Source organism: Aurantiacibacter spongiae (assembly GCF_003815535.1).
GTDB lineage: Bacteria > Pseudomonadota > Alphaproteobacteria > Sphingomonadales > Sphingomonadaceae > Alteraurantiacibacter > Alteraurantiacibacter spongiae.
On record NZ_RPFZ01000001.1, the window covers coordinates 1058018 to 1079724 of the forward strand.

At 63.5% G+C, this 21707-nt stretch carries 26 protein-coding genes and 1 tRNA gene; 12 read left to right on the top strand and 15 right to left on the bottom strand.

Features of this window, described 5'->3' with window-relative positions:
* Positions 1 to 4 precede the first annotated feature (4 nt).
* The 3 genes from EG799_RS05120 to rplK form a co-directional block, all read right to left on the bottom strand.
* Complete coding sequence (locus EG799_RS05120) at positions 5 to 1801, bottom strand: SLC13 family permease (protein ID WP_123879140.1); 1797 nt, start codon at positions 1799 to 1801, stop codon at positions 5 to 7.
* A gap of 140 nt (positions 1802 to 1941) precedes the next feature.
* On the bottom strand, positions 1942 to 2634 hold the full coding sequence (gene rplA, locus EG799_RS05125; RefSeq protein ID WP_123879142.1) for a 50S ribosomal protein L1: 693 nt from the start codon (positions 2632 to 2634) through the stop codon (positions 1942 to 1944).
* A 4-nt stretch (positions 2635 to 2638) separates the two neighbouring features.
* Positions 2639 to 3070 (bottom strand): 50S ribosomal protein L11, encoded by a 432-nt coding sequence (rplK, locus tag EG799_RS05130; RefSeq protein ID WP_123879144.1) that lies wholly within the window; start codon positions 3068 to 3070, stop codon positions 2639 to 2641.
* A 275-nt stretch (positions 3071 to 3345) separates the two neighbouring features.
* On the opposite strand from rplK, the gene EG799_RS05135 reads away from it, so the two are divergent.
* The 6 genes from EG799_RS05135 (at position 3346) to EG799_RS05160 (ending at position 7232) form a co-directional block, all read left to right on the top strand.
* Complete coding sequence (locus tag EG799_RS05135; RefSeq protein WP_123879146.1) at positions 3346 to 4113, top strand: CPBP family intramembrane glutamic endopeptidase; 768 nt, start codon at positions 3346 to 3348, stop codon at positions 4111 to 4113.
* 85 nt (positions 4114 to 4198) lie between these two features.
* The gene (locus EG799_RS05140; protein ID WP_123879148.1) at positions 4199 to 4696 is read left to right on the top strand and encodes a hypothetical protein; all 498 of its coding nucleotides are present in this window, start codon (positions 4199 to 4201) and stop codon (positions 4694 to 4696) included.
* A gap of 24 nt (positions 4697 to 4720) precedes the next feature.
* Positions 4721 to 5521: an arylsulfotransferase family protein gene (locus tag EG799_RS05145; RefSeq protein ID WP_123879150.1), complete on the top strand. Its 801-nt coding sequence runs from the start codon at positions 4721 to 4723 to the stop codon at positions 5519 to 5521.
* 65 nt (positions 5522 to 5586) lie between these two features.
* On the top strand, positions 5587 to 5769 hold the full coding sequence (locus tag EG799_RS05150) for a hypothetical protein (RefSeq protein WP_123879152.1): 183 nt from the start codon (positions 5587 to 5589) through the stop codon (positions 5767 to 5769).
* A 77-nt stretch (positions 5770 to 5846) separates the two neighbouring features.
* A complete protein-coding gene (locus EG799_RS05155) occupies positions 5847 to 6146 on the top strand; it encodes a hypothetical protein (protein ID WP_123879154.1) in 300 nt (99 codons plus the stop codon).
* Positions 6147 to 6149: 3 nt separating this feature from the next.
* A complete protein-coding gene (locus tag EG799_RS05160; protein ID WP_123879156.1) occupies positions 6150 to 7232 on the top strand; it encodes a sulfotransferase in 1083 nt (360 codons plus the stop codon).
* 110 nt (positions 7233 to 7342) lie between these two features.
* Here EG799_RS05160 and nusG read toward each other — a convergent pair whose 3' ends face one another.
* The gene (nusG, locus tag EG799_RS05165; protein ID WP_123879158.1) at positions 7343 to 7882 is read right to left on the bottom strand and encodes a transcription termination/antitermination protein NusG; all 540 of its coding nucleotides are present in this window, start codon (positions 7880 to 7882) and stop codon (positions 7343 to 7345) included.
* A 48-nt stretch (positions 7883 to 7930) separates the two neighbouring features.
* Positions 7931 to 8140: a preprotein translocase subunit SecE gene (secE, locus tag EG799_RS05170; protein WP_123879160.1), complete on the bottom strand. Its 210-nt coding sequence runs from the start codon at positions 8138 to 8140 to the stop codon at positions 7931 to 7933.
* Positions 8141 to 8400: 260 nt separating this feature from the next.
* Here secE and EG799_RS05175 point away from each other — a divergent pair, with 260 nt between their 5' ends.
* The gene (locus EG799_RS05175) at positions 8401 to 9924 is read left to right on the top strand and encodes an alanine/glycine:cation symporter family protein (RefSeq protein ID WP_123879162.1); all 1524 of its coding nucleotides are present in this window, start codon (positions 8401 to 8403) and stop codon (positions 9922 to 9924) included.
* Between the two features lie 66 nt (positions 9925 to 9990).
* Here the strand turns inward: EG799_RS05175 and EG799_RS14065 are convergent, their stop codons facing one another.
* The 3 genes from EG799_RS14065 to EG799_RS05185 all read right to left on the bottom strand — a co-directional run bounded on the left by EG799_RS14065 (position 9991) and on the right by EG799_RS05185 (position 11517).
* Positions 9991 to 10137 (bottom strand): hypothetical protein, encoded by a 147-nt coding sequence (locus tag EG799_RS14065; protein ID WP_181950872.1) that lies wholly within the window; start codon positions 10135 to 10137, stop codon positions 9991 to 9993.
* Between the two features lie 13 nt (positions 10138 to 10150).
* The gene (locus tag EG799_RS05180) at positions 10151 to 11386 is read right to left on the bottom strand and encodes a glycosyltransferase family 87 protein (RefSeq protein ID WP_123879164.1); all 1236 of its coding nucleotides are present in this window, start codon (positions 11384 to 11386) and stop codon (positions 10151 to 10153) included.
* 55 nt (positions 11387 to 11441) lie between these two features.
* A tRNA-Trp gene (locus tag EG799_RS05185) sits at positions 11442 to 11517 on the bottom strand.
* A gap of 79 nt (positions 11518 to 11596) precedes the next feature.
* On the opposite strand from EG799_RS05185, the gene aat reads away from it, so the two are divergent.
* Positions 11597 to 12316, top strand: coding sequence for a leucyl/phenylalanyl-tRNA--protein transferase (aat, locus tag EG799_RS05190; protein WP_123879166.1), 720 nt, complete (start codon positions 11597 to 11599; stop codon positions 12314 to 12316).
* On the opposite strand, the gene EG799_RS05195 is transcribed toward aat, so the two are convergent.
* The 4 genes from EG799_RS05195 to EG799_RS05210 are packed head-to-tail and all read right to left on the bottom strand — an operon-like array spanning position 12229 to position 14280.
* Entirely contained in the window at positions 12229 to 12759 is a 531-nt protein-coding gene (locus EG799_RS05195) for a DUF2155 domain-containing protein (protein ID WP_234029030.1), read from the bottom strand. The two genes, aat and EG799_RS05195, sit on opposite strands and share 88 nt — an antisense overlap.
* Positions 12756 to 13154 (bottom strand): NADH:ubiquinone oxidoreductase subunit NDUFA12, encoded by a 399-nt coding sequence (locus EG799_RS05200; protein ID WP_123879168.1) that lies wholly within the window; start codon positions 13152 to 13154, stop codon positions 12756 to 12758. The genes EG799_RS05195 and EG799_RS05200 overlap by 4 nt, the downstream gene beginning before the upstream one ends.
* Positions 13155 to 13202: 48 nt before the next feature.
* Complete coding sequence (locus EG799_RS05205) at positions 13203 to 13712, bottom strand: DUF192 domain-containing protein (RefSeq protein ID WP_123879170.1); 510 nt, start codon at positions 13710 to 13712, stop codon at positions 13203 to 13205.
* Positions 13696 to 14280, bottom strand: coding sequence for a RecX family transcriptional regulator (locus tag EG799_RS05210; RefSeq protein WP_123879173.1), 585 nt, complete (start codon positions 14278 to 14280; stop codon positions 13696 to 13698). The genes EG799_RS05205 and EG799_RS05210 overlap by 17 nt, the downstream gene beginning before the upstream one ends.
* 153 nt (positions 14281 to 14433) lie before the next feature.
* Between EG799_RS05210 and EG799_RS05215 the strand changes: the two genes are divergently transcribed.
* On the top strand, positions 14434 to 16182 hold the full coding sequence (locus EG799_RS05215; protein ID WP_123879175.1) for a fatty acyl-AMP ligase: 1749 nt from the start codon (positions 14434 to 14436) through the stop codon (positions 16180 to 16182).
* Here EG799_RS05215 and EG799_RS05220 read toward each other — a convergent pair.
* From EG799_RS05220 to EG799_RS05230, 3 genes are read right to left on the bottom strand one after another with little or no spacing between them, the layout of a single operon-like run.
* Entirely contained in the window at positions 16179 to 17153 is a 975-nt protein-coding gene (locus EG799_RS05220; protein WP_123879177.1) for a hypothetical protein, read from the bottom strand. The genes EG799_RS05215 and EG799_RS05220 overlap by 4 nt on opposite strands.
* Positions 17154 to 17166: 13 nt before the next feature.
* The gene (locus tag EG799_RS05225; RefSeq protein ID WP_123879179.1) at positions 17167 to 17562 is read right to left on the bottom strand and encodes an MAPEG family protein; all 396 of its coding nucleotides are present in this window, start codon (positions 17560 to 17562) and stop codon (positions 17167 to 17169) included.
* A gap of 2 nt (positions 17563 to 17564) precedes the next feature.
* Entirely contained in the window at positions 17565 to 19166 is a 1602-nt protein-coding gene (locus EG799_RS05230; protein ID WP_234029031.1) for a DUF389 domain-containing protein, read from the bottom strand.
* Positions 19167 to 19312: 146 nt separating this feature from the next.
* Here EG799_RS05230 and EG799_RS05235 point away from each other — a divergent pair, with 146 nt between their 5' ends.
* From EG799_RS05235 to EG799_RS05245, 3 genes are read left to right on the top strand one after another with little or no spacing between them, the layout of a single operon-like run.
* Positions 19313 to 20563: a toxic anion resistance protein gene (locus EG799_RS05235; protein ID WP_123879180.1), complete on the top strand. Its 1251-nt coding sequence runs from the start codon at positions 19313 to 19315 to the stop codon at positions 20561 to 20563.
* A 13-nt stretch (positions 20564 to 20576) separates the two neighbouring features.
* Positions 20577 to 21395 (top strand): hypothetical protein, encoded by an 819-nt coding sequence (locus EG799_RS05240; protein WP_123879182.1) that lies wholly within the window; start codon positions 20577 to 20579, stop codon positions 21393 to 21395.
* Positions 21395 to 21703, top strand: coding sequence for a polyhydroxyalkanoic acid system family protein (locus EG799_RS05245; RefSeq protein ID WP_123879184.1), 309 nt, complete (start codon positions 21395 to 21397; stop codon positions 21701 to 21703). The genes EG799_RS05240 and EG799_RS05245 overlap by 1 nt, the downstream gene beginning before the upstream one ends.
* Positions 21704 to 21707 lie beyond the last annotated feature (4 nt).

The window sequence follows — 21707 nt, forward strand, 5'->3', positions numbered from 1 at the left end:
CAGATCAGTAGACCAGCATAATCGCAAGACAGGTCGCGATACCGACCGTCAGGTTCATGGGCACGCCGATCTTGACGAAGTCCATGAACCGGTAACTGGCCGCGCCGTAGACCAGCGTATTGGTCTGATACCCGATCGGCGTGGCGAAGCTGGCGCTGGCCCCGAACATGACCGCCACCACCAGTTGCCGAGCGTCTATCGGAGAAGTTTCGGCCAGACCGATCGCGATGGGCGTCATAATGACGGCGACAGCGTTGTTGGTCACGCTCTCGGTCAGCGCACTGGTAATCGCGTAAACGCAGATCAGGACCAGAACCGGCGACGTGACGGTCAGATAGGGTGCGACGCTTCCTACGATCAGTTCGACCGTTCCCGCATTTTCCAGACCTTTGCCCAGCGCCAGCATGGCGAAGATCAGCACGAGCGTGTTTCCGTCAAGACTGGCCCAGGCATCCTCCGGATCGATACAACGCACGAGCAGCACGATCGCGACACCAAGCAGGGCCGTGACCTGTATCGGCATGTCGAAAACCGCCGCGCCGATGACCACCCCCGCCAGCGTAGCCACCGCCCAACCGACCTTGTTGCGGCGGAAGGCCCGCGCCGGGGCCTTCGCGACGTTGGTGAGCTGAATATTCGCCTGCAACGCTTCGGCCGCATCTGCGCCTGCTGCAACCAGCAACCGGTCGCCGGGCCTGACGCGAACGCTCGCCAGTTCGGGTCCGGCGACGTGTCGTGGACGTGACAGGCCGAGGACACGCACTCTGACTCGCGACAGCAACGATATTTCCGACAGCTTCCGTCCCACGATGGGATGCGTGGTCGAGACGATCGCCTCGATGTATTGCAAGTCCACCGGACGGTCCCTTCCAACGGTCGCCACGCCCCCGCCAAGGCCCGTCAGACCGGTCCGGAAATCGGCGGCTTCGGCCAGCGAGACGAGCTCGTCGGGCGTGGCACTGACGACGAGATGATCGCCGGGCGCCAGAATCCAGCTGCCCAGGCCGCGGCGTTCCAGTTTCGCACCACGCCGCGCTGCCAGAACCTTCACCCCGGTGCGCCTGGCAAAACCGGTGCTGTCGATACGCTGTCCGGCAAGTCGGCTGGTCGGCAACAGGACGAGATGCGACAGATAGGCGTCGCCCTCGTGTTCCGCGTCGAGCCCGCGCGAACCGCGTTCGGGAAGCAGCCAGGGGCCGAGGATCAGCAGGGTGACGAGTCCCCCCGCCGCTGCGCACAGGCCGACCACGGAAATCTCGAAAATTCCGAAGGCTGGCAGACCCTGTTCCTGGGCCACGCCATCGACCAGCAGGTTGGTCGAGGTTCCGATCAGCGTCATCGTTCCGCCAAGGATCGTGAGGTAGGAAAGAGGGATCAGCAAACGCGTCGCGGCGATCCCGAGTACGCGGGCAATCCGCCGGACGATGGGGATCATGACGATCACGACTGGCGTATTGTTCATGAAAGCCGACGCGAGAAGGGTCCCCGCGGCCAGCTCGCCAAGGGCCATGCCCGGCTTGCGCAGGGTACGCCGGATCACCCAGCCCGAAACGGCTTCCAGCGCGCCCGTTCGCAACAGCGCGCCCGACAGGATGAACATCGCCGCGATCGTGATCGGAGCGGGGTTCGAGAATACGCCGAGAAGCTCATCCCCGTCGAGGAACCCCAGGACGAGCATCACCGCAGCACCGACCGATGCAATCACGACCGGCGGGCGCCGTTCCATGGCGAAAGCTATCAATGTTGCAAGGAGCACGAGCAGCCCGATGGCGGCGGCGTGACTGGCGATCAGCTCCCTCATCAGCGAATCGCCACCCCCTGCCAGCAGCGCCAATCCCGCGACCTAGGTACACACTTCGATGACGGCGAAAAGCGAAAAGGGCCGGGAAGGCATTACCCTCCCGGCCCTTTCAGCCTGCTCTTCTTCGTTCGAAAGGCGCGTCAGGCGCCTTCGACCTCGGCGAGATCGACCTTCAGTCCCGGTCCCATCGTGCTTGTGAGCGACACCTTCTTGACGAACTTGCCCTTCGCGCCGCTCGGCTTGGCCTTCACGACGGCATCTGTCAGCGCCTTGAAGTTGGCCTTGATGTCCTCGTCCGCAAACGACAGCTTGCCGATGCCGGAGTGGATGATGCCCATCTTCTCGACACGGAACTCGACCTGGCCACCCTTGGCGTCCTTCACGGCCTGGGCCACGTTGGGGGTTACTGTGCCCAGCTTGGGGTTCGGCATCAGACCCTTGGGGCCCAGTACCTTGCCCAGCCGCCCGACGACGCCCATCATGTCCGGCGAAGCGATGACACGGTCGTAGTCGAGATCGCCGTTCTGCATCTCTTCCATCAGGTCCTCGGCACCAACCTTGTCGGCCCCGGCTTCCCTCGCCTCGTCCGCCTTGTCACCGCGCGCGAACACGGCAACCTTGATTTCCTTGCCGGTACCCGAAGGCAGCGACACCATTCCGCGCACCATCTGATCGGCGTGACGCGGATCCACCCCAAGGTTCATCGCGACCTCTACCGTCTCGTCGAATCCGGCCTTGTGTTCCCTCAGCGTGGCGAGCGCCTCGTCGACGCTGTAGAGCTTTTCGGAGTCGAGTTCCGCGGTCTTCTTCTGCTTCTTGGTCAGCTGTGCCATCGGTTCAACCCTCCACCACTTCAAGACCCATCGAACGGGCGGACCCCGCGATGATCTTCATGGCCTGATCGATATCGTTGGCGTTGAGATCGGCCATCTTGGTTTCGGCGATTTCCTTGATCTGGCTCGCCTTGATCTTGCCGACGGTCTTCTTGTTCGGCTCGCCCGAACCCTTCTGCACCTTGGCCGCTTTCTTCAGCAGGAAGCTGGCGGGAGGGGTCTTGGTCACAAACGTGAAGCTGCGATCCGCATAGACCGTGATCTTGGTCGGGATCGGCGCGCCCTTCTCGAGATCCTGCGTCGCAGCGTTGAACGCCTTGCAGAATTCCATGATGTTGACGCCGCGCTGACCGAGGGCCGGGCCAATGGGCGGAGACGGGTTGGCGGTGCCGGCGGGCACCTGAAGGTTGATGTAACCTTCGATTTTCTTGGCCATAATGGCTTCCTTTCACACTGCTGCCGCCCTGCTTCACCAGGCCGGCTCCTGTTAAGCGGTCAGACAGTGCGAATTGCCGCACCTCCCGCGTGGGTTCCCGATCGCTCTCGCCGGGAAGGGGCGCACATAGCGCGCGCATCCGATTTTGCAAGCGGGTCGGGGTGAACGCAGATGGTGTTGGCGGTATCGCAAGGAATTGGCGATAGCCGTCCCGCGCGGCCGATATGAACCGTGTGCACGGGATCGGATGCAGAAAGAGCGGGTCGGCGTTGAACATGGTAGCGAGCCAATATCGCGAAAAGCCGGATGGCCAGCGTCCGGATCAGCCGGGCGGTAATGGCCGTTCGCTCGGCTGGGGGCGGTTCGCGGCACAGATCGCGACGGTCGCAATCGTCTATGTCGCGGCGTCCGTGCCGCCCTTGATGATCCTCGGTACGACTTCCACGGGCGTGGCCCTGTCCGCCGTGGTGTCGATGGCGGGAGCCCTGCTGGTCGCTTGGTTCTGGCTGCACAGGGACGGTGCAACCGGTCCGGCCTTTGCTCTCGGCCGACCGCCAAGCTGGCGTAGCGCGCTGGGCTGGGCGGCGCTCGGCACGATTGGCGCGCTCGCGATCTTCGCTGCGGGCGCCCCGCTCGTGCAGGCGTTCGGCCTCGACGCCCCGGATCCCCAGGCGGTGCTCGCGCTCGTGACCGAAAGCCCGGTTGCCTTTGTGCTGTGGGTCATCGCGGTATCGTGGGCGGCCGCCGGGTTCGGCGAGGAATTGCTGTGGCGCGGCTTCCTGATGGATCGTCTCTCGCGCCTTCCGGGGCTGCGCCGACGCGCCCCGGCGGTGCTGGTCATCCAGGCGGCACTATTCGGCCTGCCGCATGTCTATCAAGGCTGGGGCGGTGTAATCGTGACCGGAGTGGTCGGCCTGTTGTTCGGCATCATCCGCTTGCGGCAGCGCGGCAATCTGTGGGCGGCAATCATTGCGCATGCCGCGGTCGACACGGTGGTCATGGCCTCCGCGTACGCCGGCGAGCTGGGCTGGTACGCGAATTGATCCGCAAGTCTCGGCCCCGGACGGCTTTTACCTGCCGTTTACCATGAGCCGTTAACATCCTTCTCGCGAAAGGGGGAGGTTCCAGGTGGCGAATTCGGGAAGCACGATGGAGCGGCTGTTCGTGCTGTTCGCGTCCGTTGCCGCCGGGGGCTTGCTCGGCGGCCTCGGCGTGTCACCGTTTCCGCAGATCGCCGAGGGCGCACGAACGACTGTCGAGGCAGCGCGCGGGGCGCTGGCCGACAGGCCGGACATTCTGCTTCCCATCCGCTATTCAGGATCGGGACTGGTCGCGAACGATCCAGCCCGGAGCCAGTCCGGGCTGACGCTAGTACAAGGCCTCCTGCCTGGCGGACCGCAAGTGCGTCTGCTGGATCATGACGGTAACGAACTGCACCGCTGGGATGTCGATTTCTTCCGGATCTGGCCCGATGCGGATGGTATTATCCCAACGAGGCGCATTCCCGTCTCGAAGAACAACTACGTCACGCAAGGCATGTGGCCGATGCGCGACGGATCGCTCATCGTGAACCTGACCGGGCTCGGCTCCGCCCGGATCGATGCGTGCTCGAACACGGTCTGGTGATCGACGGAACCGCACCACCATTCGGTGACGCCGGTAAACGACGGGACTTTCTGGATACCGGGGCAATTTACTCCTGATGAAACGCCCGCCGGCTGGGTTCCGCAGGGAACGACACCGCGTACTCTCAACGACAAGATCGAGACGGACTACTATTACCACGACGCTGTCGTGTTGATGGATGGCAACGGCAGAACCCTGAAGAAGCTGTCGGTTCTCAAGGCCATAGTGGATGCCGGTCTCGAAGGTGCGCTCTATCAGTCGATGGTGGAGACGACATCCGACGCGACGCATCTCAACGACATCGGGATCGTGACCGCGCCGCTCGCCGCGCGGATCGAGGGTGTCAAACCGGGCGACATTCTCGTGTCCTTGCGCGCCATGAACATGCTCGCCATCCTGGACAAGGACACGGGCGCGCTCGAATGGCACAAGCAAGGACCGTGGCTGCGCCAGCACGACCCGGATATCATGCCGGACGGGACCATAGAAATCTTCAATAACCGCAATCCGCTCATCGGATGGCAACATCCCGGCAGTCAGATCCTTCGCTACGATCCGGCGACCGAGAACACCGCGGTCGTCTTTCCCAAGGGCCGTGCCGATGCTTTCGAAACCGACACGATGGGGGTCCATCAGACGATGGCGAACGGCAATCGTCTGATCACCGAAACACGGGCGGGAAGAATTTTCGAAGTTACGCCGTCGGGCGAGGTCGTGTGGGATTATCGCTTGCCCTACGACGAGGATTACGCCGCCATGTTCACCTTCGGCATGCACGTGCCGGACGATTATTTCGACAAGGGAATTCCGCGATGTTCAAGCTAGGTCACCCATCCGCCATCGCACTCGCAGCGGCATTCGCAATAGGGGCGGCTCCTGCGCACGCTTACATGGGCGCAGGGGTCGGATTGAGCGCCCTCGGTTCGATGCTGAGCTTTCTCGGCGTCATGCTGCTTATGGTGGTGGGCTTCGTCTGGTTTCCGCTGAAGCGTGCCATCCGCAAATTCACCGGAAAGAACGAGGACGCGCCCGCGGTAGAGGCCGATCGGCGCGATGACGATACGCAAACGTGATTGCCGCTTACATCCTGAGTTGCGCGTTTCTGGCCTTCGCCTTCAACGGGTTGCGTATCTGGCCTCGCACTCTCGCTATGACCGAAACCCTGCGCGTCGCGGTTTCGATCCTGCGCGACCGGACGCTCAGCGATGAAGAAAAAGAGCGCCTGCTGCGCCGTCAGTCTGTCGAAGCTTTCGGCCTCGTGGCGACGGTGACGGCGGCCCTTGCCGCGACCTTCCTCGCCGCCGCTGCACCGGTCGCGGTCGCCGAGATGGCAGGTTGGCTGGACTGGCGCGGTTTCCTGGCTTTCTCGCTGCGGCCCGCGGTGGTGGTGGCGACGGTGGCCGTATTCGCCGCAGCCCCGTGGCTCCGCTCGCGGCTCCCGACGAACTGACCGGTGGCGGTAGAAGACTATTCCTGGGCTGACCGGCTGGTCCATCGCATCGCGTTCGGCACGTCGACCCCTCAACGCCTTCTGACCGATATCGAGCTGAGCCGGTTCTGCGACCTCATGACGGCGCAGCAGATGGGACCGCCGATCTTCGTCACGAGCCTGCCGAGAGCGGGGACTACTCTGCTGCTCGAAGTACTGGCATGCCATCCGTCGACTGCGACGCATATCAGTCGCGACATGCCCTTCGTCCTGTCCCCGGCGATCTGGCAGAATTTCTCGCAGCGCTACCGTGGACATTCACCCATGAAGGAGCGCAGTCACGGGGACGGCATGATGGTCGGACCCGAGAGCCCGGAAGCGTTCGAGGAAGTATTCTGGCTGCGAGAAATACCCGGAGACTTTGCGCGCGGTCAGATAAGCCTACGGGAGACGGTGCCGGATGACACCGTTCGCCGGCTTGTCCGGCTGATGCATTCGGTGGCGACCGCGCGCGGCCCGGAGGCCACGCGCTATGTCTCGAAGAACAACGCCAATATCGCCCGTCTGCCGGCCCTCGCCAAGGCCTTTCCTGAGGCACGGATCCTAATTCCCCTGCGGCATCCGATCGACCAGGCGCATTCGTTGTTGCGCCAGCATAGGAGGGCTCTTGCCAGCCAAGCGTCGGGAGGTTTCACCAGTGCGTGGCCGCGCGATGTCGGACATTTCGAATTCGGTTTGCATCATCGACCCATCGGCTTCGCCGGAATGGAACGGATCATGGCCGACCATTCGCCCGATAGCCTCGATTACTGGCTGGCCTACTGGATCGCCGCGATGCGGCACATATCCGTAAACGGGATAGGCGAGATCATCGACATGGCGACATTCACCCGCTCTGCGCAAGGCGTGGCTGCCCTCTTCCAAGACCTCGCCCTAGCGCCGGCCCCGCAAGCGCAGGCACACGCGCAAGATATGATCAGGCCCATTGCCAGCTACGATAATGACGGCTGCACTGCGTTCGAGGAAGAGGCACTGGAACTCTACCGCAACCTTCGCCGCCGGGCCGCACGTTTCGATGCAGCGAACAGGTCCCACCGCGCCGCCTGAACCGAAGCGAGGGTGTTACTCCACCTGTTTCGTCAGCGGGTAAGGATGAAACCCGAAGGTCCGGTCCGGTCCGGTTCGCGTCCGTGAAAACGGACTTCCGCGAACGGAGACTACTTGACCAGTTCAACCTGATCGAAGTCCAGCTCCACGGGCGTCGCACGGCCGAAGATCGACACGCTCACCTTGACCTTGGCCTTGTCGAAATCGAGTTCCTCGACCTCGCCGTTGAAGCTGGCGAACGGGCCTTCGAGGACCTTGACCTGGTCGCCGATCTCGTAATCGACGCTGATATCCTTCTTCGGCGCTGACTTCGCTTCCTCGACACCGCCGAAATAGCGTGCAGCCTCCTTTTCCGAGATGGCCTGCGGCTTGTTGCCCGACCCGAGGAAACCGGTGACCTTGGGCGTGTTCTTGACGAGGTGATACACATCGTCCGTCAGGTTCAGCTTGGCCAGCACGTAACCGGGCATGAACTTGCGCTCGACCTGGACCTTCTTGCCCCGCTTGATCTCGGTTACCGTCTCGGTCGGCACCTCGACCTCCTCGACCCCTTCCGACAGGTTCAACCGCTCCGCCTCCGCGAGAATCGAATCGCGGACCTTGTTCTCGAAGCCGGAATAGGCGTGGATGATGTACCAGCGGGCAGCCATGTCAGTCTCTTTCGGAAAGCTTCAGATCGGTAGGGAGGGGTGGCGCGCTCAGAGCAGCGCGAGCAGCTGGCCGACGACCCAGCCGAACAGCGAATCGACGCCCAGGAAGAACAGCGAGAGGAACAGCACCATGATGCCCACGAAGATGGCAGTGCGCGCTGTTTCCGGCCAGGTGGGCCAGACAACCTTGGAGGTTTCGGAACGCACCTGACGGATGAATTCGCCCGGGCTGGTCCTGGTCTTGCGCTCTTCTGCCATCTGCTCAAACTCGTGTGTCCAAAAATCTCTTGCCTTCCGGGTAGGGTTCTTCGCCGCCCCGGTCGAGATGTCCGGGAGGGGCTGGCAAAGCTACCGATGTCGGAAAGCGGTGGCTTATCTAGTCGCGGTTCCCGGGCATGGCAAGGCTTGCCTGACTCGTAAAGGGGGCGGCCTTGTTCCGGACATTGGGGGTAGCGTTGTCCGCTAAGCGCCGATAGGCAACACGAAGAACCAAGGGACGCAAAGGGGGAAATCGACGCATGGCAGCCGATGCAGCGACAATCGACCAGCAGCTGCTGGGGCCCGTCACGAACGTGGCGGACTTCATCTGGGGCGGTACGTGGAACGGGGCAGAAGTGCTTCCCTTTCCGCCGCTCGCCATCGTCCTTCTGGGCGCTGGCCTGTGGTTCATGATCGGCTTGCGCGCCTATCCTGTAACCAATTTCGTGCCCGCGCTGAAAAATCTGTTCGCGGGCCGCAAGGGTGAAGGAAAGGGCGAGATCTCGCCATTCGCGGCGCTGTCGACGGCCCTGTCGGGGCAGGTCGGCACGGGCAATCTCGCCGGCGTCGCCACCGCGATAGCGCTCGGCGGTCCGGGTGCGATCTTCTGGATGTGGATCACCGCCCTGTTCGGCATGGCACTCGCCTTTGCGGAAGGCTCTCTCGCCATTCGCTATCGCGAGACGACCAGCGAAGGCGTCTACCGCGGCGGTCCGATGAGCTATATCATGATGGGGCTGGGAAAGAAGTGGACCTGGCTAGCCGTCTTCTTCTGCGTCGGTACGCTCATCAGCGGACTCGTGACGGGTAACGCCATCCAGGCCAATGCGGTAGCCGACGGTCTGAACGAATTGTTCGGCATAGAGGAATGGCTTGGCGGCCTGATCGTCGCCATCCTCGTCTTCATCGTCATCATCGGCGGCATCAAGTCGATCGGGCGTGTCGCGGAAAGTGTCGTCCCTTTCATGGCGGCCGCCTACATCGTCATGGCGATCATCGCCATAATCCTGAACATTCAGGATATCCCCGAAACATTCCAGCGCATCTTCCACGGGGCCTTCAACCAGCAGGCGGCCAGTGGCGGCTTCGTCGGTGCAGCGGTTATCCTGGCAATCCGCGCAGGCGTCGCGCGCGGCCTGTTCTCGAACGAGGCGGGACAGGGCTCCACCCCCATCGCCCACGCCGTGGCGCAGACCGACGATCCCCAGTTCCAGGGCCGTATGGCGATGCTGGGCACCTTCATCGACACGATCGTCATCTGCACGATGACCGCGCTCGTTATCCTGACCGTCGAGGGGGATTTCCTGGCCAACGGGCAGCCGGTCCTTCATGCCTGGCAATCGACCGATCTCGATGGCTTCGCAGTCACCAGCGGCGCGTTCGCCGCGGCGTTCCCCTTCGCCATCGGCTCGATTCCGATCGGAACGCTCATTGCGTCGATCGCGCTGCTCCTGTTCGTCTTCACCACCCTGCTTACGTGGAGCTATTACGGCGAACGGGCGATCACCTTCATCTACGACCGCATCCCCGGCTCGACATTGCGCGGAGAGAAGGTGCTGCACATGATCTGGCGCGTCCTGTGGTGCGTTGGCATCTTCATCGGCGCCAGCAGGGAGTCCGACCTCATCTGGCGGCTGGGCGATATCGCGAACGCCGTCATGGTTCTGCCGAACCTCCTGGCGCTGCTCCTGCTTTCGGGCGTGGTATTCGCGCTTGCCCGGGGAAACCGGACCGCCGGACCCGACCATTACGAAAATACGCCGGAAGAACCCGAAGAATACTGAGGGTAAACAAAGACCCCGCGTCGGAGCGATCCGGCGCGGGGTCTTTCTTTTTACCGTCGGCCGGCTTCAGCGGCGGCCGAACAACCTTTCCAGAAATCCCGGCTCTTCCATCGGCAGGATCTTGCCGTGCGACATCGTGCGGTAGCTGGGATCGCTCCACGGCCGGGGGCTGCTCCAGCTATCGGGCCGGCTGCTGCGAAACATCTTGGCCATGACAAACTCCTGATCAACCCATCGACGCCATTAACTCGCCACATTTGTGCGCGGTTCCCCGGTTCGTCGCATCGGCCCCTTCCGTCTTACCGCGTGCGGTCCGTCCTGCGCGCGTCCAGACCAGCCAGCACAGGATTGCCGATGCCAACGGCATGAGGTTGACTCCGAGCGGCAGGGCCGCGGCGCGGGTTGCGTAAGGAGCGAGGAACAGACCGATCAGAGCGAGCTTTTCGAAGGACCGGAAACCGCGGGTTCGCCCTTCATTGGCCAACCAGAGTATCGGGACGATCAGGAACGGCAGATCGTAATTGAAGAGATAGGGGGAAGCGAGCGCGGTGCCGGTCAGCATGGCTGTCCCACTCGCCATCGCATCTCCGCCCGCCTGCCGCCAAGAAAACATTGCGAGGCCAACCAATCCCAGCATGACCACGGCGTTGGTCGCCAGCGCGAGGGAAGGCGTAGCGAACAGGCGAAGCTGGCTGTATACACTCGCCATGCGCAGGTAGAATTGCGGGTCGTCGCTCGCCATGATGGCGGCGCTCGCGTCCCAACTGGTCGTGTAGGCGAGCATGGTCTGCGTCCCGAAGACAACCCAGGACACGGTGAGCAAGGCCAGCGCGCTTGTTCCCGCTGCGGTGAAGCTGCGCCACCGTCCCCCGGCCGCCAGCCAGAACGGGACGAGCAGCGCGAGGTGCGGCTTGATGACGAGCGCGCCAAGCAGGGCTCCCGAAAGGAGGGGACGCCGATCGAGCAGCGTGACGCCGCTTACGAGCAGCGCTCCTGTGAGCAGACCCGTCTGTGCATGTCCCGCGGCGAGCAACGCGCCGGGGAAGGCCAGGACCGGCAGCCAATAACGAGGGAACGCGCGAATCGTGGCCCAGGTCCAGAGCATGAACCAACTGCCCACCCACGCGACCCAGGCGAGGGGAAAAGACAGCCAGCCGAACGGTGCCGCGACAAACAGGAAGGGAGGCGGATTGACGAAGGCAAACCAGCCTTTGCTGCCCGTCGCTGTCTGTACGCGCTCCTGTACCGAAAGATCGTAGGCGGCGCTCGGATCGCCTCCCGCGGTGACGTGACCCGCTCCCCAGAAGGCGAGAAAATCGGTTCCGTCCGTCCCCATCGCCTTGACGTATGAATTCGCCAAGAGCCCTATACTGGCGAGGATCAGGATGACCGCATAGCCGCGTACGCGCCGGGCCGTCAGCCATTCGGCGGTGCGACAAAGATCGAGAACCGAAGCGCGCATGAAAGCGCGTTACGCGGTCATGGTTAATTTTCAGGATCGGTCTGGAACGAACAAGTGGCAGGGGTGACAGGATTCGAACCCGTGGCCCTCGGTTTTGGAGACCGATGCTCTACCAACTGAGCTACACCCCTGCAGCCAGACGCGCCCTCTATCGCCGCCGCTCGTCCTTGGCAAGCGACGCGCGGCGCGAGATGTTGTATGCGGCGCGACATGCACGCGCCAACTTCCGAAGTCATTCCGCCCGAAGTCCTGCTTCTGGCTTATCGCAGCGGCGTGTTCCCGATGGCCGATTCGCGCGAAGACGACGAGGTGTTCTGGGTCGAGCCGCGACATCGCGCAATCCTCCCGCTCGATGGCTTTCACTGTTCCCGTTCGCTGGCAAAGATCGTCCGTCGTGACCGCTACCGGGTGACCGTTGATGCCGACTTCGGCGGCGTCGTGGAAGCCTGTGCCGGTCCGCGCGCCGACGGGGCGGGAACCTGGATCAGCCACAAGATCGCCGCCAGCTACCGCAACCTGCATCATCACGGCGGCGCGCATTCGATCGAATGCTGGGAGGGGGAGCGGCTGGTTGGCGGGCTGTACGGGGTGTCGCTACATCGCGCGTTCTGCGGCGAAAGCATGTTCAGCCGGGCCGACAACGCCAGCAAGGTCGCACTCGCCTGGCTTGTCGCGCTGTTGCGGCGAGCCGGTTACACGCTGCTCGACTGCCAGTTCATGACCGAACATCTCGCTTCGCTGGGGGCCGTGGAAATCCCCCGGGAAGAATATCTCGCCCGGTTGTCCCACGCATGCGACGCGGCACCGGCGGAGGGCCTGCCCGCCGCCCATGCGCGATTGCTTCAGGCGGCCGCGTCGGCGTCGTCAGCGGGCGGGCCACCCTCTTCACCCGGAAAGCTCATCGCGCAATCCTTCACCCAGACATCGTAGATCGGATGTTCGACGACGTTCAGGCTGGGCGAATTCTTGAACAGCCAGCCGGAGAAGACACGGTTCCACTGCGCGTCAGTATCCGCATCCGCCCGTTCGTTGACGAACACCTGAACGAACGCGCCGGTTTCCTCCGGATCCTCCCATGGCGCGGTTCGCTCGCAAGCCGAAAGGCGGACGATGACATCATCCACCCGGCGCGATTCACCCGGCGACATCTCGATGTCGCGCGAGATGTTGTTCCGCTTGTTCAGAAGGCCGAGTGTCGCCACTCGCTCTTCCATCGGCGTTCCTACGCCGGCGGTGTCGGCGGGGGGCGGCAACGGACCGCCGCCGAGGCCCTCGGGGATCTCGGTTTGCTGCGCCTCGGGTTCGGGTGCCTCGTTATCACAAGCCGCCAGCAACACAGCCGGCAGGACGATCGCCGTCGCCAGTGCCCTCACGCGTCCGGAGTCCACGCTTCGTAGTCGCCGCGCGCGGGGGCACGGCTGCCGCCGCGCTCCAGGGCTCCGGCCGGAAGATACTTGCCCGGTGTCCCCGTTGCGTTCGGAGTATAATCGGCTTCCCAGATCTTTGGCGGAGGAAGGTGACTTTCGGGCAGGTCGTCGTACGACCCGTGGAGCCAGCCGTGCCATTCGCTCGGGACGCGGCTCGCATCGTTGGCGCCCTTGTAGATGACCCAGCGCCGCTCTCGACCGTCGCCGTGCTTCCGCCTGGAGCGATAGTACCTGTTGCCCTGCGCATCGGTGCCGACATGTTCCCCGTTGCGAGAGGACCAAAGCTGCGTGCCGAGCGTAGCACCGTCCCACCAGGTGAAGATCTTGGAGAAGAAGCCCATAGGCCGCGCCAATAGCCGGGGCCGCGTCCGGGTGGCAAGGATTTGCTGTTACCAGTCTATCGTGTCGCCAGGTTCCAGACCCAGTTCCGCGGCGCGACCGGCGTTGAGTTCGAGTACGGCGATCCCGGGCCTGTTCGACGTGATGGACGTCTCGTTGTAAGGCTCGCCATGCCCGATATTGATGACGCGCCTGGTCGCGTCGATGAAGATCAGGTCGAGCGGAAGTACGGTGTTGCGCATCCAGAAGCTCAAGATCCGTGGCTGATCGTAGAGAAACAGCATGCCTTCGTCCGGTCCGAGTTCGGTGCGAAACATGAGGCCGCGCGACTGCGCTTCGCGTGTCGCCGCCACTTCGGCGGCTATGGTGTGGTCCTCATCATTGGCCGTAATGGTAACGGGAACGATCTCGAGCCCGGACCGGGGGTGGACGGGTGGAGAGGACGTGCTTCCAGGTTCGGCGACCTGCCGGGTGGATTGCGGAGAACACGCGGCCAGCGTTCCGGCTGCCAGTGCGAGGATCACGCCATGAAAGACCGATGTCTCAACTGTCCTGCGCATCGCCTGCCTCCCGCACCCACTCCCGCGCGGCCTGTTCGCTAGGTGCCTCGACTAGCTCGCGGGCGCTTTCGAAGCTGTGACCTGCCCGCAGCATTGCCGCAATCTGTTTTTCGCGGACGTCGCGCTCCGGTGTCTCGGCTCCGAAAGGGCCGAACCGGCGCCGCCTGGCGAGGTGCAGCGCGGCTTCGCGCGCTGCCCTTTCGCCCGGGGCGAATTTTTCTCCGATTTCTTCGGCTATGCCCGCCTGGCCCAGTGCCTGCCTCACCCGCCTTCCGCCGTACCCACGCCGCAACAGGTCGCCAGCCTTGGCCCGGGCGTAAACCTCGTCATCGACATAGCCGCGCTCAACGTAGCGAGCGACGAGTGCGCCCACATCCGGTTCCGGCTCACCCTCTTCCCGACCCTCCCACCCGCGCTCGCGCAGCTTGCGGACGAGATACTGTTCGAGCTTGCGGGCGCTGGTCGCAAAACGCGCGACGTAGGCGAGTGCGAGTTCGTCCAGCTTCGCAGCGTCGAGCGGCTTTCGCTGGCGTCGCTTCGTCTCGCGTGGTCTGCTATCGAACGGCATCGGCCATAATCGTGCCACACTTCCCTTCAAATGGGAAAGTTTGATGTGGAACCTGCTGGCGGCACCGGATGCGTTCGGCGCCGTTTTTGATACAGGGGTCATACAGGGACAGCGCCGGATAGAGCGCGTGATGAAGGATAAGCCATAATTTCCATGACTGAGACTTCCGCGCCAGAGGGCGGCCTCACGCCCACGCCCAACAATTGCCCCCTGCCCCGCATCCGGTCGGACTTTCCGACCTTCAATGCCGCGATCGACTACGCCGCGCGCAGCGAGAAGGGCATGAATTTCCATGACATGCGCGGTGAACTCGAGCGGGTCTACACCTTCACCCGAATGCGCGAGGACGCACTCGATCATGCCGCGCGCCTTCTCGACATGGGGCTGGAGAAGGGCGACCGGGTCGCGCTGATCGCGGAAACGAGTCCCGAATTCGCCGCTTTGTTCTGCGCCTGTGTCTATGCCGGTATCTGGCCCGTTCCCCTGCCGCTCCCCACCACGTTCGGCGGACGGGACAACTATATCGATCAGCTCGCCGTGCAGCTTGAAAGCGCCGACCCCAGGCTTTTGCTCTACCCGGCGGAGATCGCCGAGATGACGAAAGAGGCGGCCACACGAAAGGGCTGCATGGGGGAGGATTGGGACAGCTTCGCCAGTCGCCCCGCCCCGCCGTGCGACCTGCCGGAAGCCGAGCCCGACGACATCTGCTACCTGCAATATTCGAGCGGTTCGACCCGCTTCCCCACCGGCGTCGCGGTGACACACAAGGCGCTGCTCCACAATCTGTACGGACATGCCGCCAGCATGGAACTGGGCGGAGACGACCGCGTCGCGAGCTGGCTGCCCTGGTATCACGACATGGGACTGGTCGGCTGCTTCCTGTCTCTTATCTCGAACCAGGTCAGCGTCGACTATCTCAAGACCGAGCACTTCGCCCGGCGTCCGCTGGCCTGGCTCGACCTCATCAGCCGGAACGAGGGCACCACGCTCAGTTACTCGCCCACCTTCGGCTATGACATCTGCGCGCGGCGCATCTCCAGCCAGAGCAACGTCGGTGATCGTTTCGACCTGTCGCGCTGGCGCGTCGCGGGAAACGGCGCGGACATGATACGCCCCGACGTTATGCAGGGCTTCGTCAATGCCTTCGCCCCCGCCGGATTCAAGGCCAGCGCCTTCACCCCGTCATACGGTCTTGCGGAGGCGACCCTTGCCGTCACCGTCATGCCCCCTGGCGAAGGCATCAAGATCGAGCTGGTCGAGGAAGAGCGGCTTTCAGGTTCGGAACGCAACCTGTCGCGGCCGGCCCGTTACCGCGCCATCGTCAATTGCGGCAAGCCGTTGCCCGACATGGATGTGGAGATACGCGGCGAGAACGGCGAGGCGAAAGGCGATCACCAGATCGGCAAGGTATGGTGCCGCGGCCCGTCCGTCATGCATTCCTATTTCCGCAACGAGGATGCGACGCGCGACTGCCTGGTCGACGGATGGCTGGATACGGGCGACATGGGCTACATGGCAGACGGGTATCTGTTCATCGTCGGGCGGGCGAAGGACATGATCATCATCAACGGCAAGAACCACTGGCCTCAGGATATCGAATGGGCAGTGGAGCAACTCCCCGGTTTCAACCATGGCGACATCGCTGCGTTTTCCATCGAAACCGATAGCGGAGAGGAAGCGCCGGCGGTGCTGGTGCATTGCCGCGTGTCCGACCCGGCCGAGCGCATTTCGTTGCGCAACCAGATCGCGGACAAGGTGCGGTCCGTCACCGGCATGAACTGCGTCGTCGAGCTGGTTCCGCCACGAACCCTGCCACGGACCTCGTCGGGCAAGCTCAGCCGCGCAAAGGCCAAGAAGCTGTATCTGTCGGGCGAGATCGAGCCGCTCGACGTCGCGGCCTAGCGCGCGGTCGGCGCGATCCGGTTGGCCAGTCCGCTCGCCTGGACAATCGCCATCGGATCGTCGAGCGTCAGCAGTTCGCGGATGGCAGCGTGCCGGTCACCTGAATTGGCGACGTAGCCCTCTGCGATACGCATCCCAACCCAATATCCGAGTTCGGACGGCCAGCCTTCCGGCGGATGACCGGCATTGCCCGTCCACCGCCGCGCGATAGCCCGGCGCCCCGCATCATTCAGCGACGGATCGTGATAGGCCGCGACATCCTTCGCGAACTCGCCCCAGACGAAGTCTTCGTGCTGGCGTGCCCACGCGTCTCGAGCAGGGTCTGGAACGCGACCCGTCACCAGCCATGCGAGGTAGTCGGCCGTCCCTTCGGCAAGGATATTGGCAATGCCGGATGCGACCGGACCTAGGCTGTCGTAATCGATGTCCTGCCAGGTATGGACGGTCTCGTGCGCGTAGAACCTTCGCATGATGTCGCGGAACTGCTGTTCATCGGATGAAAGCCGGCAAATCACTTCCAGACCGAGAACCTGCATGCCCGGCGCGGCGGTACCGCCGCTGTTGTTGGCCCCTACCACCAGACTGACGCGCGGAAGTTCCGTCTCTGGCAGCAGACCGTGAAAACCGAGATAGGTCGCGCGCAGTTCATCGCTCGTCTGCGCCGCCCACGGCAGGCAGCGTTCCACCGCGTCGCGATAGATTTCCGGTTCGGCCGCGATGGCGGCAGCGAGGTTCGCGGCGCTTTCGATCCTGTGGGGCGTGAACACCGCCACGCCATCCGAGGCACCATCGAGATAATTCCTCTGAAGTGCCGGCGCATCGGGCGCGCCGTCACTATCGTGCCATAGCTGGGCAAACCGCTCTGCATCCCGCGTTTCGAGTCGGGCGTCGAGAGGATCGACCCCTTGCGCTCGTGCGACCCCCGTTGCGCCTGACAAGGCCGCAGCAACCGCCAGTAACCACCACCGCATTCGCGCAATCCTTTCAGCCGAACATCAGGACGCCCAGTATAACGAGAAGCGCAACGAGCGATACGCCCCAGACGAGCGTTCGCACGACCGGAATTCCTTTCCAGTACAGCGGCAGGTAGATCAGCCGGGAAGCCAGCCAAGTCCACGCGGCGATGGCGGTAACGTCATTGGCCTTTCCGGTAATGACCACGCTTAGCAGGGCTATCACCGCGACAGGCAATGTTTCCTTGAAATTCTCCTGCGCCCGTTGCAGCCGGGCGGCGAGATCGTTCAACGCAGGCACGTTTTCGTCCCGCGCGCCGACGTTCCACTCGACGCCGTACTGCTTCGTCTTGAAATGCGCTGCCAGCAGGATGTGAACGAGCAGCAAAAGCGCGCCAAGCGCCAGGACGAGGAGTTCGGTCGGCATCATTATTCTCCTTCCAGATCGGTCCGCCAGTTTGCCTGCATCAGCGGGCCGCCGACCGAAAGCGTGATGTCGATGCCCTCCTGACGCAGGATCGCGGCGGCGAGTTCGCGAGTTGCTGGCGTTCCGCCCTGCAGCATCACCGGCATATCCCGCCGCTGCGCCGCCCAGGAGATCAAGGCGAGGGCCGCGCGTCCTTCATCGGTCGGTTCCCCTTGGGCGAACGCGATCGATGGTAACGGTGCGAGCGGAGGCTGGATCGCGACACGCCATCCGTCAAAGGCGCCGGCTATGCGCGCCTCGAGCGTTCTGTAAGTGGCCAGCGTCGCTCCGGGGAGCGGACGGGCGCGCACGAGCGCGCGCCGCTCGGAGCGATCCACCAGCACGTCCGAAGGATCGACCCCCGCGACGAGCGCGAGGTCGCGGGCGAGAGTACGAGCCCGGTCTGCCATCGCGGCCTCGGCCTGCTGTTCCTGCCGCGCGCTCGCCGCGGCAAGTTCAGCGGCCTCGGCCTGTGCTGCGGTGCCGACGCGGAACTGCGTGAGACGAAGATCGACCTGCTCTTCCAGCAGGTCGGCAAGCGCGTCCTGAGTGGCCCGCTGCGCGCCGGCGTGAATGGTCGGCGTCAGGACGGTCGTGTCAACGCTGACGGGATCGGCCTCGAGATCGAAATCCAGCTGCGATATCCGCGCATCGCCATCGAACTGCGACAGTACCGTATCGCGGATCTGGCGTTGCGCTATGGATTCCCACGCGATCTGCTTGAGCGCCAGGTACAACGGAATGGCGAGCGCGACGAACACGCCAACGATTATCATGGTCTGCAACCGTGTCTGTGTTTCCGAAAGGGCAGCGCTGAAACCATAAATGCGCGCCATGACGGTCGCCACCAGCGCGATGGTCATCAGGTTGGTCACGAACAGCAGCAAGGCACCGGAAAAAACCGTCCAGTTCGTCGTAGCCAGGCCGAAACCGACCGCAGCGAGCGGCGGCATCAGTGCGGTGGCAATGGCTACGCCGACAATCGTCCCCTCCCGGCCCCGGATCATCGAATAGGCGCCCGCCAGCGCGGAAAAGATGGCGACTGCGAGGTCGAACAGGTTGGGGCGGGTTCGTGCCGCAATCTCCGGCGTCACCGTCTGGATGGGCGAGACGAACACGATCAGGGCGCAAATTGCCACGGCCAGGATCATCCCCGCCGCCAATGCCCGCACCGATCCGCGCAGCCACTTGTAATCACCAATGGCGAGCGCGAAACCGGCACCGATGATCGGTCCCATCAGCGGCGCGATCAGCATCGCTCCGATCACCACGGCGGGGCTCGACAGCAGCATGCCGAGCATCGCGATGCCGGCGGACATGGCCAGCATGAACAGGTAGCGCGGACTAGTATAGGCTTCTTCCCGCCGCGCCTCGATGACCGCGGCGCGATCGACACTTTCGACGACCGCCAGGCGCCACCAACGACGGAACTTCGTCAGCGTCCGGTCCAGCGGCAGGGTCGGCCCGTCGTCAGGTTCGCGTCCTCCCGACTTGCTCCTGTCAGGAGTGCCGCTGACCGCTTCGCTCGCCAATGCCGTCCCCCGCCCGATGCGCCCGAAGTCCATCCTTACGTCCGTGAACGGGGCCGCGTAAAGCGGTGAACGCGCGATGCCTCTTGCGCCGGGCGTTGGGCATTGCCATCCTCTTGCTGTTGTATTTGCATAATACACTTGCCGCTGCCATATGACCCGGACGGAAGGACGAAAAGAGAATGAGCGATCAGCTTGACCCGCAAACGGCTCCGCCCGCATCCGCGCCCGCACCGGCAACGACGGCTACGGCGGTAAAATCCGATTTCGATCTGACCCCTCCCGATCCGGTTCCTGCCGTGGCGCCGGAAAAGGCTGCGGGCCTTGTTCCGGTCAGCGAGGAGAAACGATCGGCTCTCGACGAGAAAGTGGACGGCTTCGTCTCCGAACTGGTTGCGCTCGATGCCAATTCTCCCGACTTCGGCAAAAAGGTCGACCAGATCACCAATATGGGGCGCAAGGAGATCCAGGCGGCGGCTCAGATGTCCAACCGCTTCCTCGATCGGCCGGTACGCGCGATGGATCAGGATTCAGGGGTTGGCGCCGACCTTACCGAATTGCGCCGTACGGTCGAGGAACTCGATCCCGGCCGCAAGGGCAAGCTGACAGGACGCAAGTTCCTGGGAATCATTCCCTTCGGCAACAAGCTGAAGAACTATTTCGACAGCTACACCTCCGCTCAGGGCCACATCCAGTCGATCCTCGCGCGTCTTTCCAGCGGCAAGGACGAACTGCTGATGGACAATGCCGCCATCGATGTGGAGCGCCAGAAGCTGTGGGAGGCGATGGGCAACCTCGAACAGATGATTCACATCGGCAAGACGCTGGATTCCCGGCTCGAGGAAGAGGCGAACGAGCTCGATTTGACCGATCCGGAAAAGGCCAAGGCGATCCGGGAGACAGCTCTGTTCTACGTCCGGCAGCGCACGCAGGACCTTCTCACGCAGATGGCGGTCAGTGTGCAGGGTTATCTTTCGCTCGACCTGGTGAAGAAGAACAACGTCGAGCTGGTGAAGGGCGTCGATCGCGCCTCGACCACCACGGTGGGCGCGCTGCGCACAGCGGTGACGGTGGCGCAAGCGATGACCAACCAGAAGCTGGTTCTGGGGCAGATCACCGCGCTGAACGAGACTACCGCCGGTATAATCGATTCCACGAGCCAGATGCTGCGCGACAACACCGGCAAGATCCACGAGCAGGCAGCGGCGAGCACGATCCCGCTCGAAACGCTGCAACGCGCGTTCCAGAACATCTACGACACTATGGACGAGGTCGATCAGTTCAAGCTTCGCGCGCTCGATTCGATGAAGCAGACGGTCAACGTGCTGTCGGACGAGGTAGAGCGCTCCAAGGGCTATATCGCCCGGGCGGAGGGGCAATCGCAGGCGGCGAAGCAGGTCAACGACAGCGGCCTGCTGAGCCTGGAAGGCTGAAAAGGGAATTCCGATGGTCCAAGACCTGACGCGCAATTCCGACCGGATCCTGGCCGAGAGCCGGGCACTGGTGCGCGACAACCGCTCCGGCGGGCGGCACCGCCGGGTATCCATCGGACAAGGTTCGCGCAAGGCGAAGGCTCGCAACCTGCTGAAGCGGGCGGGCTATTTCGGGATCGCCGTGTTCGCCATTCTGGCGGCGATGACCGCGGCGGGAATCATCCTCAACGGGATCGGGTTCGTCGGCGTCATGATCGCGGCCTTCGCGATGATTGCGGCGGCGATCCTGTTTTCCCAGTTCCCCCGTGTCAGGGAGCCAAAGCGCGCCGACCTCGCACGCACCAATGACGCCGGAAAACTGGTCGCGCAGACGGAATTGTGGCTGGAAAGCCAGCGCCCCGCCCTCCCGCCCCCGGCGGTGAAACTGGTCGATGACCTGGGCGTACAGCTTGATGAACTCGGGCGACAACTGGCCAATGTCGATCCTGCCCATCCCGCTGCTCGCGAAACGCGCAAGCTGGTCGGCGAACACCTGCCCGAGACGATTGACAGCTATCGGCGCATACCCGGCAACTTGCGGGGCGAGGAACGTGCCGGCTCGACACCCGACGCGCAGCTTGTCGATTCGCTGGACAAGATAAGCCGCGAGATCGATCACGTTACGCGGCAGCTTGCCGAAGGTTCGCTCGACGATCTGGCTATCAAGAGTCGTTACCTCGATTACCGCTATGGTGACGCGGAGACTGCCCTGCCCTCCCCCTCCGCGCCGCCCGTTCCGGCCGAACCCCCGCAGCCAGCGGCACCGTCTTCCGTACCTCTGGACGATCGCTGATGGACGTAGAGATACCCCACAGCCTGGGTCGCGACGAGGTTCGCCGCCGGTTCAGGGACAATTCCCATCGCATCGCTGCCGGCATCCCCGGCGGCATGGCCGAGGTGAAGACCAGCTGGCCGAGCGAGGACCGTATGGCGTTGTCCGTCACGGCGCTCGGACAGGCGATAACCGGACATGTCGACATTCACGATCACAAGGTCGTGTTCCACATGATTCTGCCGCCAGCGCTCGGGTTCGTGCAACCGATCGTCGAGGGAGCGATCCGGGACCAGGGTCAGCGCCTTCTCGCTGCGCCGAAAGACTGAACGC

What these genes read in the sequence shown, in the direction of transcription:
- EG799_RS05175 (WP_123879162.1), top strand. Translation starts at nt 8,401, where the DNA reads ATGGCAGCCGATGCAGCGACAATCGACCAGCAGCTGCTGGGGCCCGTC.
- EG799_RS05240 (WP_123879182.1), top strand. Translation starts at nt 20,577, where the DNA reads ATGGTCCAAGACCTGACGCGCAATTCCGACCGGATCCTGGCCGAGAGC.
- EG799_RS05230 (WP_234029031.1), bottom strand. Translation starts at nt 19,166, where the DNA reads ATGGACTTCGGGCGCATCGGGCGGGGGACGGCATTGGCGAGCGAAGCG.
- EG799_RS05210 (WP_123879173.1), bottom strand. Translation starts at nt 14,280, where the DNA reads ATGCCGTTCGATAGCAGACCACGCGAGACGAAGCGACGCCAGCGAAAG.
- EG799_RS05200 (WP_123879168.1), bottom strand. Translation starts at nt 13,154, where the DNA reads ATGGGCTTCTTCTCCAAGATCTTCACCTGGTGGGACGGTGCTACGCTC.
- EG799_RS05205 (WP_123879170.1), bottom strand. Translation starts at nt 13,712, where the DNA reads ATGCGCAGGACAGTTGAGACATCGGTCTTTCATGGCGTGATCCTCGCA.
- EG799_RS05225 (WP_123879179.1), bottom strand. Translation starts at nt 17,562, where the DNA reads ATGCCGACCGAACTCCTCGTCCTGGCGCTTGGCGCGCTTTTGCTGCTC.
- EG799_RS05235 (WP_123879180.1), top strand. Translation starts at nt 19,313, where the DNA reads ATGAGCGATCAGCTTGACCCGCAAACGGCTCCGCCCGCATCCGCGCCC.
- EG799_RS05150 (WP_123879152.1), top strand. Translation starts at nt 5,587, where the DNA reads ATGGGCGCAGGGGTCGGATTGAGCGCCCTCGGTTCGATGCTGAGCTTT.
- EG799_RS05135 (WP_123879146.1), top strand. Translation starts at nt 3,346, where the DNA reads ATGGTAGCGAGCCAATATCGCGAAAAGCCGGATGGCCAGCGTCCGGAT.
- rplK (WP_123879144.1), bottom strand. Translation starts at nt 3,070, where the DNA reads ATGGCCAAGAAAATCGAAGGTTACATCAACCTTCAGGTGCCCGCCGGC.
- secE (WP_123879160.1), bottom strand. Translation starts at nt 8,140, where the DNA reads ATGGCAGAAGAGCGCAAGACCAGGACCAGCCCGGGCGAATTCATCCGT.
- EG799_RS14065 (WP_181950872.1), bottom strand. Translation starts at nt 10,137, where the DNA reads ATGGCCAAGATGTTTCGCAGCAGCCGGCCCGATAGCTGGAGCAGCCCC.
- rplA (WP_123879142.1), bottom strand. Translation starts at nt 2,634, where the DNA reads ATGGCACAGCTGACCAAGAAGCAGAAGAAGACCGCGGAACTCGACTCC.
- EG799_RS05155 (WP_123879154.1), top strand. Translation starts at nt 5,847, where the DNA reads ATGACCGAAACCCTGCGCGTCGCGGTTTCGATCCTGCGCGACCGGACG.
- EG799_RS05120 (WP_123879140.1), bottom strand. Translation starts at nt 1,801, where the DNA reads ATGAGGGAGCTGATCGCCAGTCACGCCGCCGCCATCGGGCTGCTCGTG.
- nusG (WP_123879158.1), bottom strand. Translation starts at nt 7,882, where the DNA reads ATGGCTGCCCGCTGGTACATCATCCACGCCTATTCCGGCTTCGAGAAC.
- EG799_RS05245 (WP_123879184.1), top strand. Translation starts at nt 21,395, where the DNA reads ATGGACGTAGAGATACCCCACAGCCTGGGTCGCGACGAGGTTCGCCGC.
- EG799_RS05220 (WP_123879177.1), bottom strand. Translation starts at nt 17,153, where the DNA reads ATGCGGTGGTGGTTACTGGCGGTTGCTGCGGCCTTGTCAGGCGCAACG.
- aat (WP_123879166.1), top strand. Translation starts at nt 11,597, where the DNA reads ATGCACGCGCCAACTTCCGAAGTCATTCCGCCCGAAGTCCTGCTTCTG.
- EG799_RS05180 (WP_123879164.1), bottom strand. Translation starts at nt 11,386, where the DNA reads ATGCGCGCTTCGGTTCTCGATCTTTGTCGCACCGCCGAATGGCTGACG.
- EG799_RS05215 (WP_123879175.1), top strand. Translation starts at nt 14,434, where the DNA reads ATGACTGAGACTTCCGCGCCAGAGGGCGGCCTCACGCCCACGCCCAAC.